Source organism: Winogradskyella eximia (assembly GCF_003386165.1).
GTDB classification, from domain to species: Bacteria; Bacteroidota; Bacteroidia; order Flavobacteriales; family Flavobacteriaceae; genus Winogradskyella; species Winogradskyella eximia.
Genome location: NZ_QRDV01000006.1, coordinates 229,048 through 244,739, shown reverse-complemented (window position 1 = coordinate 244,739; position 15,692 = coordinate 229,048). Strand labels below are relative to the sequence as shown.

At 35.1% G+C, this 15,692-nt stretch carries 9 protein-coding genes; 5 read left to right on the top strand and 4 right to left on the bottom strand.

Translation table 11 applies throughout. From position 1 onward, the window contains the following. Positions 1 to 5: 5 nt before the first annotated feature. A complete protein-coding gene (gene yiaA, locus DFQ10_RS13600) occupies positions 6 to 497 on the bottom strand; it encodes an inner membrane protein YiaA (RefSeq protein ID WP_115817978.1) in 492 nt (163 codons plus the stop codon). 151 nt (positions 498 to 648) lie between these two features. Between yiaA and DFQ10_RS13595 the strand changes: the two genes are divergently transcribed. The 3 genes from DFQ10_RS13595 (at position 649) to DFQ10_RS13585 (ending at position 3,150) form a co-directional block, all read left to right on the top strand. Further along, positions 649 to 2,145, top strand: coding sequence for a hypothetical protein (locus tag DFQ10_RS13595; protein ID WP_115817977.1), 1,497 nt, complete (start codon positions 649 to 651; stop codon positions 2,143 to 2,145). An 89-nt stretch (positions 2,146 to 2,234) separates the two neighbouring features. Next, entirely contained in the window at positions 2,235 to 2,702 is a 468-nt protein-coding gene (locus DFQ10_RS13590; RefSeq protein WP_147299225.1) for a hypothetical protein, read from the top strand. Between the two features lie 103 nt (positions 2,703 to 2,805). Continuing rightward, positions 2,806 to 3,150 (top strand): hypothetical protein, encoded by a 345-nt coding sequence (locus DFQ10_RS13585; RefSeq protein ID WP_115817975.1) that lies wholly within the window; start codon positions 2,806 to 2,808, stop codon positions 3,148 to 3,150. Positions 3,151 to 3,187: 37 nt separating this feature from the next. On the opposite strand, the gene hemL is transcribed toward DFQ10_RS13585, so the two are convergent. Genes hemL through DFQ10_RS13570 form a run of 3 tightly spaced genes read right to left on the bottom strand, consistent with a single transcriptional unit; the run spans position 3,188 to position 6,272 of the window. Beyond that, positions 3,188 to 4,474: a glutamate-1-semialdehyde 2,1-aminomutase gene (hemL, locus tag DFQ10_RS13580; protein WP_115817974.1), complete on the bottom strand. Its 1,287-nt coding sequence runs from the start codon at positions 4,472 to 4,474 to the stop codon at positions 3,188 to 3,190. Between the two features lie 3 nt (positions 4,475 to 4,477). Next, the gene (locus DFQ10_RS13575) at positions 4,478 to 5,323 is read right to left on the bottom strand and encodes a glucosaminidase domain-containing protein (RefSeq protein WP_115817973.1); all 846 of its coding nucleotides are present in this window, start codon (positions 5,321 to 5,323) and stop codon (positions 4,478 to 4,480) included. Positions 5,324 to 5,345: 22 nt separating this feature from the next. Next, positions 5,346 to 6,272 (bottom strand): 1-aminocyclopropane-1-carboxylate deaminase/D-cysteine desulfhydrase, encoded by a 927-nt coding sequence (locus DFQ10_RS13570; protein WP_394347249.1) that lies wholly within the window; start codon positions 6,270 to 6,272, stop codon positions 5,346 to 5,348. A 220-nt stretch (positions 6,273 to 6,492) separates the two neighbouring features. Between DFQ10_RS13570 and DFQ10_RS13565 the strand changes: the two genes are divergently transcribed. Further along, entirely contained in the window at positions 6,493 to 11,058 is a 4,566-nt protein-coding gene (locus tag DFQ10_RS13565) for a GEVED domain-containing protein (RefSeq protein ID WP_115817972.1), read from the top strand. Positions 11,059 to 11,585: 527 nt separating this feature from the next. After that, positions 11,586 to 15,506 carry a GEVED domain-containing protein gene (locus tag DFQ10_RS13560; protein ID WP_115817971.1) on the top strand — a complete coding sequence of 1,307 codons (3,921 nt, stop codon included), beginning with the start codon at positions 11,586 to 11,588 and terminating at the stop codon, positions 15,504 to 15,506. Positions 15,507 to 15,692 lie beyond the last annotated feature (186 nt).

Below are 15,692 nucleotides of genomic sequence, written 5' to 3'. Positions count from 1 at the left end.
CAAAACTAATCTTCGTCTTCTTCTAATATTAGTTCGTTATTAATATAAGCAACATCTCTTGTGTTTTTCTGCACTGCAATTGCAGAAAACAAACTTAAGGTAAAAGACATAGCATAGAATCCTTTTTCACTTAATTCTAAATCGGCATTCCAAAGCCCTATAGACAACAAAACAATGGCTGCTACAGAAGTGAACCAACTAATTCCATAATACATATCTGTGACCTGAATATTTTCAAGTTTATCTCTAACTGCTTTTTGCACAGAGATTACAGAGAACAATCCAAATAATAGAATGGTAAAATAATAGCCTTTTTCGTTGAGCTCCATAGTTGCATTCCAAAGTCCTACACAATAAGCAACCATACCTATAAGTAAAGCAGACCATGATGCACCAATAAATGCAGGAGTTGGCTTGTGGTTATATACCTTCTTTTCTTTCTTTCTTGATTTTACGTTTTCTTCGTCTTTTAAAGACACTGTGGTTTGATAATTCATAATTCTTTGTTTTAATGATTATGACGCAAATCTCGGACACAAGAGCTGGTTAAAAAAATCAGATTTTCAATAAAACTGACGATATAATTAATACCTAAAGCTTATAAATAACTATATTTAGTGATTATAATAAAAATATACTGACGAATTAATGATAGAAATAAAATCAATTATAAACACCTTAAGTACCGAAGACCATAATAAATTCGTCAATTACCTTCAGCAAAAGAATAAAAGAAAAGATACCAAAAACATTCAGTTGTTTAAATCGCTTGCCAATTCTAATGAAGATTCTAAAGTAATTTGCAAACGCTTATATGGAGTAGAAAAAAGCAACGCTTATCACGCACTTAGAAAACGGCTATTTCAGTCCTTGATAGATTTTACAGCCAATAAAAACCTTGAAGATGAGAACTCTTTAGACATGCAGATTGTTAAATACATTTTAGCATCTCGCACATTTTTACTTCAAAATAAATTTAGCATTGCTTACAAAATTTTAGACAAAGCAGAACGCTTGGCAGATGAGCACTTCCTGTTCCCTATTCTAAATGAAATTTACCATACCAAAATTCAATACGCTTCCAACCATTCAAAAATTGACCTAGATGCATTAATTTTAAAACAAAAAGAAAATCAGAAAAAACACCAATTAGAAGATCGACTTAATATAGTATACGCAAAATTAAAAGCGATGTTAAATGAAGTGAGCTACCAAGGAAACGTTATCGATTTTGAATCTGAGTTAGGACGCCTACTAAAAGCACATCATATTGAAATTAATTCGTCACTTTCATTTAAATCTTTATATCAGATTTTAGCTATCGCCAATATTTCTGCTTTAGTAACCAAAAAATACTACACCATTGAAAGCTTTGTAATGAATAGTTACGACCTTCTTAAACAGAAAAAAGAAACCGACAAACAACTCTTTTACCAAATTGAAATTGTCTACATCATTGCCAATACCCTTTTTAGAAACAAAAAATTTGAAGCTTCTCTACATTATATAAAGGAAATGGAGCAACTCATGTTGTTAAAGAAGAGTGCCTATCACAAAGCCTTTAAATTAAAGAAAACACTGGTTGAAGCACTAAACTTAAACTACAGCAATAACCAAGATAAAGCAATCACTTTAATAGAAAGTGTAATAGCAACAAAGCATAACGACTCAGAAACATTATTAGACCTGCGTTTATCTTGTTTTATGTTTTATTTTCAGAAAGAAAACTTTGTAAAAGCTAAATCAATTTCAGCAAAACTTCACCATACAGACCAGTGGTATATAGAAAAAGCAGGAATCGATTGGGTGATAAAAAAGAATGTTGCAGAACTGCTCTTATACATTGAACTTCAAGAAGACGAGTTATTCAATTCACGATTAAAAGGCTTTAGACGTCGCTATACCAAATACCTTAAAGACATTGGCCAAACCAGAATTCTCACCTTTCTAAAATTTGCAGAACTGTATTATTTAAAACCAGAACGAATGTCTAAAGAGGCTTTTAAAAACCAATTAGAAACCGCTTTTGAATGGGTTACAATTAGAGAAGAAGATATTTTTGTTATTAGCTTCTACGCTTGGCTAAAAAACAAGACAGAACACGGCAACCTTTACCAAACCACACTTCAACTCATTGAAAGCTAATGTTAAATTTCATGTTAAAAATAGATTTACTATTAAACGTTTTAAAACATCTCTTGTCTAAGATAGTATAATGTTAAAACAACAGACACATGAAAAAATTAGTAATTATCGCCCTAGCTCTTGTAACCTTAAATGGTTTTGCACAGAAAAAGGAACACAGAAAGATGGACAGAAATAATACTTCTGAATTAAGACAGGACATGAATCCTAATGACATAGCAGATTTAAAATCTAAAAAGTTAACACTTAAATTAGATCTTACAGATGCTCAACAAAAAAAGGTACATAAGTTAATTTTAGATCAGGCGGAAACTAGACAAGCAGCTAGAAAAGCAAACAAACCTGCAGATGGTGAAAAAAGAGAAAGACCATCTAAAGAGGACATGTTACAAAGACAAAACCTAAGATTAGACGCGCAAATTGAAATGAAGCGTGAAATGAAAACCATTTTAACGGCAGAACAATATGCTAAGTTTGAAAAAATGAAGCCTAGAGAACATAAAAAAAGAGGAAAACGTGGTGAAAACCAAGAAAGAAAACATAATAAAAGAGATTAATTTAATTTTTTTTACAATAAAAAGTATCGCTTAGTCGATACTTTTTTATTTTATTGAATAAAATTGTTACTTTAGTAACCAATAAATAATTAAATAGTCCATAATGAAAAAGGTAATTACGCTATGTTTGTTTGCATTTGCATTGTTTTTAGGTAGCCAATCTGTGGTTGCACAAAGCAGTAAATTAGAAATTCAGAAAGAAATAAACGCAGAAGCTTCTACAAAAACAGAAGCATTAAGAAAACAATTAAAGTTTGGAGATGATCAACGCGATGAAATCTATAACGCATTAAAAACTTATGGACAAGGCAAAGTTGCATTAGCAGCAAGTGCTACCACCAACAAAGAAGATGAGCTTAAACTTGAAAAGCAATTAGACGATAAAGTTAAAAGTGTTTTAACAGACGAACAATACGCACAATACAAATTAATTGTAGCAGAAAACTAAATAAAAAAAGCCTCGCAATTAGCGAGGCTTTTTTTTATTACAATGTTTTAGCAATCTGTTCTACAGCTGCAATAGTTTCATTTAAATCTTGATAGGTTAAAGCATCAGTAATAAACCAAGTCTCAAAAGCACTTGGGGCAATATAAATACCTTCATTTAACATACCATGAAAGAATTTCTTAAAGGTATCGTTATTTCCTTTCGCAGCAGATTCAAAATCCACAACTGCTTCTTCCGCAAAATGCACAGATATCATAGAACCTATTCTATTTATAGTATGTGTTACATTATTTTTAGCTAATGCATCGGTAATACCTTGATGAAGGTATTTAGTCTTCTCCTCTAGCCTATTCATTAAACCACTATCTGTATGCACTGCTTTTAGCATTGCTAAACCTGCAGCCATCGCTAAAGGATTTCCACTTAAAGTTCCGGCTTGATACACAGGACCCAATGGAGCTAAATAATTCATTATTTCATTTCTCGCAGCAAAGGCACCAACTGGCAATCCTCCTCCAACAACTTTACCAAAACAAACAATATCTGCATCTACTCCTTTAAGTTCTTGTACTCCACCTTTTGCCAGTCTAAAACCCGTCATCACCTCATCAAAAATCAGTAAGATATCGTTGGCATCACATATCGTTCTTAAACTTTCTAAAAAACCATCCACAGGAGGAATACAACCCATATTACCTGCAACTGGCTCAATAATAATGGCTGCAATTGCACCTTTATTAGCGTCAACCAATTCCTTTACATTAGCAATATCGTTATAGCGTGCCAACAAAGTATCCTTTGCAGTTCCTTCCGTAACTCCAGGACTGTTTGGTGTACCAAAAGTGATAGCTCCACTACCTGCTGCAATTAAAAACGAATCGCTATGACCATGATAACAACCAGCAAACTTTATTATTTTATCTCTTTTAGTAAATCCTCTTGCTAAACGGATAGCACTCATACAAGCTTCCGTTCCGCTATTTACAAAACGAATCTTATCAATATTTGGCACCATAGAAACTGCTAATTCTGCAATTTCTGTTTCAATAGCTGTTGGCATCCCAAAAGATGTGCCTTGCTTTGCCTTTTCAATAACAGCATCTACAACTGGAGGAAACGCATGACCTAATAACATTGGTCCCCAAGAATTAATATAATCTATAAATCGGTTACCATCTTCATCATACACATAAGCACCTTTTGCAGATTTAGCAAAAATAGGTGTGCCACCAACAGCACTGAAGGCTCTTACTGGTGAGTTTACACCTCCCGGAATTACAGCTTGCGCATCTTTAAACAATGCACTACTTCTTTGATATAACATAAATTAATTTGGAATAATAAGTTGCTGACCTATAGTTAAGCCATTTGATTTTAAATTGTTTTCAGCTTTAATTGCATCAACTGTTGTTTTGTATAATCTAGACAGTGAGTATAACGTATCTCCTTCTGCTACAATATGCTTTTTTGAAGTAGACTTCTTCCTACCTTCTATAATTGTAGTAGATTTTCTAACTGTATTTGTTGTGCCATTAATAACTTCTTCATCATACTTATACAGTTGGTAACGTTCAATTAAACTAATTAATTTTTGCGGATATTTTCTATCGGTTGCATAACCAGCTGCTCTTAACCCTTTTGCCCAACCTTTATAATCATTAGGTCTTAAATCAAATAAACTAGCATAACGACTTCTACCTGTTAAAAACTTTGAGTGATCTTCATAAGACATTTCAGCCTTATTATATTTTCTAAAACACTCTTGTGAGCGATCATCATCGTGGTAAATTTTAGCACCTTTCCAACCATGGCATTTTATCCCAAAATGATTATTAGCCTTAACCGCTAAGCGACCACGACCAACACCAGATTCTAACACACCTTGAGCAAGTGTAATACTTGCCGGTATTTTATGATGACGCATATTATTTTTAGCAATCTCAGCATATACATTAACATACTCCTCAACAGCATCTTGTGAACCGTTGGTTTTTACTACGGGTTTTTCACTAACATCCTGAGTCTTCTCTTCCGTTTTGTTAGTAACGACAACCTTTTTTTCGGTGTTTGTTCTTTCCGTTTTTGTCGTCCCTCGCTTTGTTACAATCCCTTTTTTAGGACCACAACTCCATGCAGACAATACTATTAAAACTATTATAAATCGAAATTTCATGTATCTATATCTGTTTATTTTTTTAAATATCAATTAGAGGCATTTTTTTTCGCTGCAGTATCTCATTGGCTCCTGCAATACCTTGTAAGCCTCCTGTATGAATTGCAAGTATTTTTGTGTCTTTAGGAAAAAACCCTTTATCTATTAAATCAAATATCCCAAAGAGCATCTTACCTGTGTAAATAGGATCTAATGGAATATTATAATCGGCTTTAAACCTATTAACAAACGCAATTAATTCTGGCTTTATTTTACCATAACCACCAAAATGATAATCTGTAATTAACTTCCAGTTTTCTTGATTTGCAAATTTACGAATATCTTGTTGTAAAAAATCACCTTTTAAAGCAGGAAAACCCAAAACTTCTTGAGACGCTTTAGAGGCATTTATCAAACCTGCAATAGTACCTCCGGTACCTACTGCACAGCAGATATAGTTGTAGTTTTCATCCTTTGGCTGTAAAATCTCTTCACAACCTTTAACCGCTAATGCATTAGTACCACCTTCGGGTAACAAATAAAAACCACCAAAATTCTGCCTTAAGCGATCTACAAAGTCAACCTCTGTTTTCTTCCTATAATCTTCCCTAGACACAAATTCTAAATGCATCCCATGCTCTTTAGCAAAACGCAAGGTTGGGTTTAAATCTTCTTTTAACCCAAGTTCTTCTCCCCTTATTACACCAATAGTATCTATACCATAAGCTTTTCCGGCATAAGCAACAGCTGCAATATGATTAGAATAAGCTCCTCCATACGTAAGTAAAGCGTTCGCATTTGTTGCTTTAGCCTCCTCTATATTATACTTTAACTTACGAAACTTATTTCCTGATATAAAAGGATGAATTAAATCTTCACGTTTAATGGTAATTAAAGTAGACTTATATTTTATGTCTTGATTAAGAATAGGATATTGATACAAACGCTTTTTTTTTACAAAAATAATCAACTCAATTTAATTGCTCTAACTATAAATTCTGTGAGAAAAAACAGTAAACCTGTAGATAATCGATGTTTTTAATCGTTTTATCGGTAAAAAATTATTTTTTTTCCAATATTTTCACTACACTTGACCCAATATTTAAAACAATTAGTCCAAATTAACCCATAGATTAAGCTAATTATCAATGTCTATTAATGATATTTTTAGTTAAAAAACCCTACTTATTATGAAGAATATTTTACGTTCTCTTTTATGTAATCGATTTAATTTTTTCGCAAAATTCAATACAAATTTATTTGTTTCATTACTATTTTTTGGATTTCTATTAAGCAGTAATAGCGTACACGCTCAATTACCTATATTTGATAGTTTCGAAGGAAATTTTGGCACCTGGAATGACGGAGGAGGTGACGCAGATCGTGTAAGTAGCACACTACTAAACGGTATTAGAAACATCCAACTTAGAGATAACTCTGGTGAAGATTCTTCTATTTATACAGATGATATCAACTTAGCTTCTTACTCTTCAGTAACCATTGATTTCTTGTTCTATGCTAATAGCATGGAAAATGGGGAAGACTTTTTTGTAGAGTTTGACAATGGTAGCGGTTATGTTGAAATAGGGAATTATGTAATCGGTGCTGGTTATAATAACAATGTAATTTACAATCCATCTATAACAATAGCATCTGCAGATTATGCTTTTAGCACCAGCTCAAGATTTAGAATTCGTTGTGACGCCAGTGGAAACTCAGATTATATTTATGTAGATGATATAAATATTACTGGAGTAGCCGGATTATATTGTATTCCTAATGGAACAAATTCATCTTATCATATAGATGATTTTTCTACATCTGGAGGTGTCACTAATATCACAAACGACAATACTGGCTATTCTACTAGTGGATATGGCAATTACATAAATTTATCAGTAAGTCAATATGCTGGCTCAAGTATAGACTTTTACGCCAACTTTATTGATGGCTCTTGGTTTTCTTCAGGATTTGGAGTTGGTGTATGGGTAGATTATAACAACGATGGAGACTTTAATGATGCTAACGAAACACAATTTAATAATGGCTATTACGATCCTATAAATGGCAGTTTTACAATTCCAACAGCAACACCACCTGGTGACTATAGAATGAGAATTGTAGCCGACTGGAACGACAGTACACCGTCTTCGTGTAATAGTTCGTTTATAGGAGAAGCAGAAGATTATATTTTAACCGTATTAAGTATACCACCATGTACAGAACCTTCTAATCAACCAACAAACCTAACATTTAGTAACATTGACAACTCTTCTTTAGATGGAAGTTTTACAGCTGCAACGAGCTCACCAGACAGCTATTTAGTTATCTATAGCACCAACAGTACTCCTCCAACGATTAGTGACGCAACGACCTATACCATTGGCTCAACTTTTTCTGATTATACGGTTGCTGATACAGATAACAACACCTCATTCAGTGTTTCTGGATTAGATCCTAACACTACGTATTACTTTTATATATATTCGTTTAATGAAAGTTGTAGCGGAGGACCAGATTACTTAGTTACAAACCCTTTAACGGGTGACGAAACTACTGATTGGTACTGTACACCAAGTGCTACTGACAGTTCAAGATACATAAATGACTTTTCTACGACTGGAGGGTTTAACAATATTTCCAATCTAAGCTCTGGATATTCATCTGGCGGCTATGGAAATTTCACAAGTTTATCCGTTAGCCAATATGCCAACTCAAGTATAAATTTCTCAGCAAACTTTAATGGCGGTACTTTTGGTTTGGGTATATGGGTAGATTTTAATAATGATGGTGATTTTTCAGATACAGGCGAGCAAGTCTATCTTAGTGGTTTTTACGGCGACCCAATTAGCTCATCATTTACAATACCAGCTGCAACTGCTGTGGGAAGTTATAGAATGAGAATTGTAGCAGATTGGGGAGACAGAACCCCAAGTCCATGTTCTATTAGTAGTTCTGGTGGTGAAGCAGAAGATTACACCTTAACTGTTACTGCACCTTGTTCTATTTCTTATGCCAATGGAACATCAGATTTAGGCTGTCCTTTTGTTCAGCTTGGAGGCTTAGGGCTTGGCAGTACAGCTCCACCACCTGTAGCCTGTTCTATTCCTGAGACTACAATTGAGGCCAATTATTTAGAATTAGGAGACACTTCTAGCTATAATGTAGAATCTATTCCGTACAATCCACCTTTCCAATTTAGTTGTTTAGAAAACGCGGTAAGTGTAAATCAAGATGATGTTTGGTCACCAGAAATCACATTACCTTTTAACTTTTGTTTTTATGGCAATACTTATTCTTCAATAGTTATTGGGTCTAATGGTGTTATCTCATTTGATGCTGATAGATTAGAAAATAGCCCTTCTGGATGGAGAACAACAAGAGATATCCCTAACACAAAAAATGCAGGTAATAGCGGTTCAGACTACTATTTTGGCCCATCTATTTATGGAGCTCATCATGACGTTGACCCAAGTGTTGGCGGTGAAATTGGATATCAGCTCATCAATTTAGATTCAGGCTGTCAAGCTTTAGTTGCTGCTTGGTCAGACGTACCTATGTTTTATGATAATTCTATTTTATACTCTGGTATGATTGTGTTCTATGAAAACACAAATATTATAGAGGTCTATATCAAAGATAAAAATATTGACGCAGCGGGTTCCCCAAATTTTGGAAGTGATCCGTGGAATGATGGAAACGCTGCAATTGGAATTCAAAAAGATTCTGGTTCTGCAACTGTAGCGCCTGGAAGAAACACACTAGACCCTAACTGGACGGCAACTAACGAAGCCTGGAGATTTGTACCAAGTGGGCCAGCTATTACAGAATTAAAATGGTACGAAGGTCCAATAGCTGATGGTATTGTAATTCCAGATCCTAATAATGATAATCAAATTACCGTGACTCCTTCAACTACTACAACCTATTTCGCTGAAGTAACTTACACATTATGTAATGGAGACGTCATCAAAGAAAGCAATAGTACAACAGTAACTGTAGATGGTCAAAAAACTTGGAACGGTTCGCAAAGTACAGCTTGGGAAAACGCAAATAACTGGACTCCTGTAGGTGTTCCTGTAGCTTCAGATTGTATTTTAATACCTGTTACCGGAAATGATCCTGTAATACAAGGCAGCACTGACGGTCTCGGTTATAATTTAGAAATTGAAGATGGAGCTGTTTTAACCCAACAATCTAACTCTACTTTAACCATAGAAGATGTTATAATTATTAAACCAACAGGTGATTTTGAAATCAACGATAGCGCTAGTGTTATCCAAATTAAAGACGTTGCTACCAACCAAAATACAGGTTCGGCTAGAGTACAACGCGAAGTTGCGGCATTAAACAATTTCGATTACGTGTATTGGTCAACTCCTGTAGAAACTTTTGATGTATCAAATGTTTCACCAAGTACACCATATTACAGCATTTTTGAATGGATACCTACTGTAGATAATGGTAGCGCTGGTAAACATGGAGAATGGACCTATGCTTCTGGCAATATGGCTCTAGGACAAGGTTATGCCATTAGAGATTTAGAAGGTACTCCTTTAACCGACAATGCTGAATTTGAAGGTAAACTTAACAACGGTCAAATTACACACTACATTACTAGAGGTACTTATAATGGTGGAAATTATGCTGGTATTGGTAACACATCTAATGCTGAAGATGATAACTGGAATTTAATGGGTAATCCATACCCTTCTGCTATTTCGTTAACAGCCTTTACTAGTGCAAATCCATATATTGATGGTACACTTTATTTCTGGAGACATACAGCAGCACCAAGTACAAGTGTAGATGACCCTTTTTATGAAGGTTTTCAATATAATTATTCTGAAAACGATTATCTAAGTGCCAATAGTTTAGGTTCTACACCTCCTGGCTTTAACGGTTATATTGCATCTGGCCAAGGCTTTTTTGTACAGCTTCTGCACTCTTCACCAAGACCAAGTGGTATTGTATTTAACAATGGTATGAGAGGCGTATATGCAAATGATGAGTTCTACAGAGGCACAAACGAAAACACAGTCACCGAAACTGTTGCCGAAGAAAAACACAGAATTTGGTTAGACCTAATTGATAGCAATGACAAAGCGTTATCTGTATTAGTGGGTTATGCTTCTGGCGCAACTGATGAAATTGATAGATTATTTGATGGATATTTATTAAACGATACCAACTACCAGTTTTATTCTATCTTAAATGATACAGAAAAGGAAAACAAACTTACCATTAACGGTAAAGCGTTACCTTTTGATGATGCAGATATTATTCCTTTAGGATACCAAGCACCTGCACAAGGCCAGTTTACTATTGCACTTAACACTGTAGATGGTTTATTTGCCTACTCTGATCAAAATATTTATTTAGAAGATACTGAACTTAATATTATACACGATTTAAAAGCAAACCCATACATTTTCACAACAGACTTGGGTGTGTTTAAAGAACGATTTTTACTAAGATTTACTTCAGAAACATTAAGTATTGCCGATCAAGAAATAATGACTAATGTAGATATTAGAGCGTTAAGCCAAACGATTGAAGCGACCTCTACACAAAGCTTTATTAAAACCTTTGAACTTTTTGATATCACAGGCCGTTTAATTCACAAAAAATTAAATGTAGAGAACATCAACTACAGCTACCCAACCAACAACTTAAGTAGTGGTACTTATGTGGTAACAGTATCTCTAGCCAATGGTGGCACACTATCTAAAAAAGTGATGGTAAAACAACCTTAAACATTCAAATAAATACTAAGACTTAGTCTTAAGCATAAAGCAAAAGTCCTAACAATAAAACGTTAGGACTTTTTGTTGTTTTACAACTCCATTTTAGGCTTATGTTTTTATATTAAACTTATAAGCCATTTAGTAGACTTCAAACAACTCTAAACACCAAAAAGCGGTGTTTATATTTCCTACAAAACAAGAACCTTCTAACATTACTTTTTCGTTAATAACCGATGAAATTTTTAATATAAAAAGTTGAAATTTTAGCAATTACCTTACCAATAACACAATTAAACACTACAAAAACCACACTTTTAACCAGCGTTTTTTGAGTTTTGTCGAGAATAAATTAAGAATCAATTAAAAAACCTAGAATAATTCTATTTTAACTCCTTAACAGTTGCTTAACAACAGGGTAACATTTACTCTAAGTTAACGTACTGAAAATGGCATAATTAATTAATAATTCAGATTACAAAAAAGGATGTCTAAGCGTATCCTAATATTATTTAACCCTACATTAAAAAATAGAATACATGCTTAAAAAAATACTCTTTGCTTTTGCAATAATATTTGGTACTTTAATTAACGCTCAAACAACACTTATTGATCCAGCAGGAGATGGTGGTTTTGAGAACGGTGCAGATTTCGCAGCTAATGGATGGACACTTGAAAATGGACCTACAGGTCTTCCACCCATATTGCCTTTCAATACATGGAGTAAGTGGGCGCTAAACACTGCAGCTGCCAGCCCAACAGGTGCGAGTGCTTATATCACTAACAATCTTAGTGCACCAATTCCTCCCTATTCTTATGGAGCTACGAGTCAAGATCCTAACAGCCCAAAGATTTATCGTGACGTAACATTTCCTGCACCAGAAAATGATATTACGTTAAATTTTGACTGGAAAGGAGTTGGTGATGGAGAAGATTATTTAAGAGTTTGGCTGGTACCAGGTGGTTCCGCTATAGGATATGGCTCCATTACAGCTACAGTGCCTGCAGGAAGCGTACAACTTGGTGTAGATTATAATTCGCAAGCAACTTGGACAAACACCACAATAACCATCCCAAGTACTTATGCTGGCACTACTGCACAACTCGTCTTTGAATGGAGAAATAACAATACATCAACTGGCACTACACCTGCAGCTATAGATAATATTAGCATTGTAACACAAACTATAATATCTTATTGCACACCGAGTTCTAGTGGTACATCGTATTGGATAGAGGATTTCTATACCAATGTAGGCGGAGCAGCTTTAGACATTTCTAATTTAGGTTCTGGTTTAGCTGCATCAGGTTACGAAGACAATACTGCAACAGAAATTGTAGAACAGTTCCCTGGTGGTGTAGTAGATTTTATAGCCGAGTTTCAAGGTGTCTTTTCAACTTATGGATTTAATATTTGGGTAGATTTTAACAACAACGGTGTATTTACAGATGCTGGAGAAAAAGTATATGCTTCTGGTGCTTACGTCACAAACGTTGATGCCGATTTTGTGGTACCACCTGCAACAACACCTGGTGATTACAGAATGCGTATAAGAGCAAATTACAACGCCATAGATCCAAATTCTTGTAGTGCAATAACTAATGGTGAAGCAGAAGATTATACACTAAGAGTAGCTAATACTACGTGTGTCAACGATCCTTCTGCCATTACGATTTCTACTATAGACTTTACAACTGCTACTATTGGCTGGACAGCTGCCTCACCAATACCAAGTATAGGTTATGAATATTTTGTAACAACAAACACTAATGTACCTCTTGCTAACCAAATAGCAACAGGCACTACTAATAATGTAACTACAACAGCCAACTTAACTGGTCTTGCAGACGGTACTACGTACTATGTTTGGGTAAGATCTATTTGTGATACAAGTTTTGGCGGTACTGGTAATTGGTTTGGTCCAGAATCCTTTTCAACATTGGTAAGTCCACCTACAACAACAGATGTTTCAATTTGTCCAGGAGACCTTGGTCCAAATTACCTAACAGCAACCTCTTCTGCATGTGCTGCTCCGGTTAATTTAGGCACACAATTAAATGGTGCTATGGACGCAGCCACAGACCCAGTTGCTGCGCAACCAGATTTACCAACATTAAGTGCTGGTTCTTCTGCAACTTGTGCATTTAAATCGCAAACATCTAATTACGATGCAATAGATTTTTCTGTAGATGTTACAGGTAGTTACACATTTGAAATGGATGCGCCCACACCAGATTTTGATGCTATGGCATACATAGTGGTTAATGATGGTACTTTTACACCAGGTTCTTGCGCCACTGGCACATGGATTTTAGGGGATGATGATTCTGGCCCTAGCTTAGAACCTCAACTTGTGGTTAACCTAACCGCAGGAATTAATTATACTTTAATTACCACAAAATGGAGTAGTTCTTTTGACACAACACATACAGGTTCTTATACATGGAATATTGCAGGTCCTGGGTCGTTACTGGGTCCTATAGTTGGCTCTATGGATTGGTACACTTCTGCATCAGGAGGCTCACCAATTTTCTCAGGTGTTGATTTTGATCCGGTAGGTGTTGCAGGTTCTGGATTACCAGACTCAAATACAACAGGGATTTACACCTATTGGGCTGCATGTGCCACATCACCAACAGTAAGAACACCAGCTAATTTTATTATCGGAAAAGTTTGGACTGGTGCTATTGACTCCGATTGGAACACAGCAGGAAACTGGTCACCATCAGGTATACCAGACGATACAGATTGTGTGGTAGTACCTAACGTAGCCAATGCACCTGTTATTAATACAGGTATAGATGGTTTAGGTAATAGACTTATTGTACAAAGTGGTGGCTTATTGGCACAAGCTTCTAACTCATCATTAACCATAACAGATGCGGTAACAGTAGAAGCTGGAGGAACCTACTCCATAGATGATAGCGCTAGCTTAGTGCAAATAAACGATGTGGCAAATACAGTTAATGGTACGTTTCAAATTGCTAGAACAGCAACCGTTAGAGAAAATGACTATGTATATTGGTCGTCTCCAGTAACAGCATTTAATATAGAAAATGTATCACCAGGTACACCCAATGGCTTTAAATATGAATGGTTACCAACTGTAGGCACACGTGCACCTGGACCTCCACCAGATAATAATCCTAATGATTATGGAGATTGGCAAGCTGCGAATACAGGCGTCATGTCACCTGGTAAAGGGTATGCTATAAAAGCACCTACAGGCCATGGAGCAACACCAGCACCACTAACCGCTGTGTTTTCTGGAACACCAAATAATGGTTCAATTGCACAAACCATTGGTAAAGGAGATTATACAGGAGCACCCTACAGTTATATACCATATGCTGCAACTAGCCTTAACGTAACTAGTGAGGATGATAATTGGAATTTTATAGGAAACCCATACCCTTCTGCTTTACACTTAGAAGATTTTTTATACCATCCGGCTCATAGTAGTTTTATTGATGGTACGGCGTACATATGGACACATAATACAGATATAGGTACCAATGGGCAATCTTTTTACGACGAGTTCACTTATAGCTACAGTAATGCAGATTACTTAGCGGTTAATGCTACTGGTAATTCTCTACCAACTCCTTACAAAGGTTTTGTGGCTTCTGGTCAAGGCTTTTTTGTATTAATGACAGACTTCTCAGCAAACACTACTGAAACTGTATATTTCGAAAATTATATGAGAAATGCAGGTAATAGAAATGATCAATTTTATAGAAGTGCAGATACATCTACAGTAGAAAACACTGAAGCAAATACAGAAGATAAACATAGAATTTGGTTAGATTTTATTAATCCTTCTGGTAACACTAATACTACTTTAATTGGTTATATTGATGGAGCCACTAATGAAAGAGACCGCTCGTTTGATGCCAAACACACTAGAGGAGCAGGTTTAAACCTGTATTCTATGATAGAGGATGATGCGTATCTTATTCAAGGAAGGCAAACTCCATTTGTAGATACAGACCGAGTACCTTTAGGTATTAACGTTACTGAAGCTGGCATGCAAACCATAGCTATTAATACGTTAGAAGGCTTATTTTCTAATACAGAACAGCACATATATATTGAAGATGCCACCACTGGTATTACACATAATTTGAATAGTGCACCTTATCTATTTACAAGTGAAATTGGTATAATAAACGATAGATTTATTTTAACCTATAGAGCAAGCACCTTAAGCGTAGACGATTTTGAACTAGATAATGGTATTAAAGTGTATGAAGAAAACGAAACTATAGTAGTCACCTCAACACGTGAAACTATTGCATCTATTGAAGTATATGATATGCTAGGACGCACATTATTTAATAAGCGTTCTATTAACTCAGATCGTTTTACCATTAATGACATTAGCCCTAACAATGCAACTTTAATAGTAAAAGTAAAATTGGTTAACGGACAGCAAAAAATAGCGAAAATGATATTCTAATTATCAGTTTTAAATACTTTTAAAAAGACCTTAATCTAAATCATTAAGGTCTTTTTTTATACATCAATGTATCACAAAACAAAGAAGACCTTTAAAACAGAAAAGTAGCTTTCAATATTTTCCACTACTAAACCTCTAATTATGAGACTAAATAGAATTATTTTAAAACCAAAACACCACAACCAT

Coding starts and splice junctions, on each gene's coding strand:
- DFQ10_RS13585 (WP_115817975.1), top strand. CDS start 2,806: ATGAAAAAGGTAATTACGCTATGTTTGTTTGCATTTGCATTGTTTTTA.
- hemL (WP_115817974.1), bottom strand. CDS start 4,474: ATGTTATATCAAAGAAGTAGTGCATTGTTTAAAGATGCGCAAGCTGTA.
- DFQ10_RS13560 (WP_115817971.1), top strand. CDS start 11,586: ATGCTTAAAAAAATACTCTTTGCTTTTGCAATAATATTTGGTACTTTA.
- yiaA (WP_115817978.1), bottom strand. CDS start 497: ATGAATTATCAAACCACAGTGTCTTTAAAAGACGAAGAAAACGTAAAA.
- DFQ10_RS13590 (WP_147299225.1), top strand. CDS start 2,235: ATGAAAAAATTAGTAATTATCGCCCTAGCTCTTGTAACCTTAAATGGT.
- DFQ10_RS13575 (WP_115817973.1), bottom strand. CDS start 5,323: ATGAAATTTCGATTTATAATAGTTTTAATAGTATTGTCTGCATGGAGT.
- DFQ10_RS13565 (WP_115817972.1), top strand. CDS start 6,493: ATGAAGAATATTTTACGTTCTCTTTTATGTAATCGATTTAATTTTTTC.
- DFQ10_RS13595 (WP_115817977.1), top strand. CDS start 649: ATGATAGAAATAAAATCAATTATAAACACCTTAAGTACCGAAGACCAT.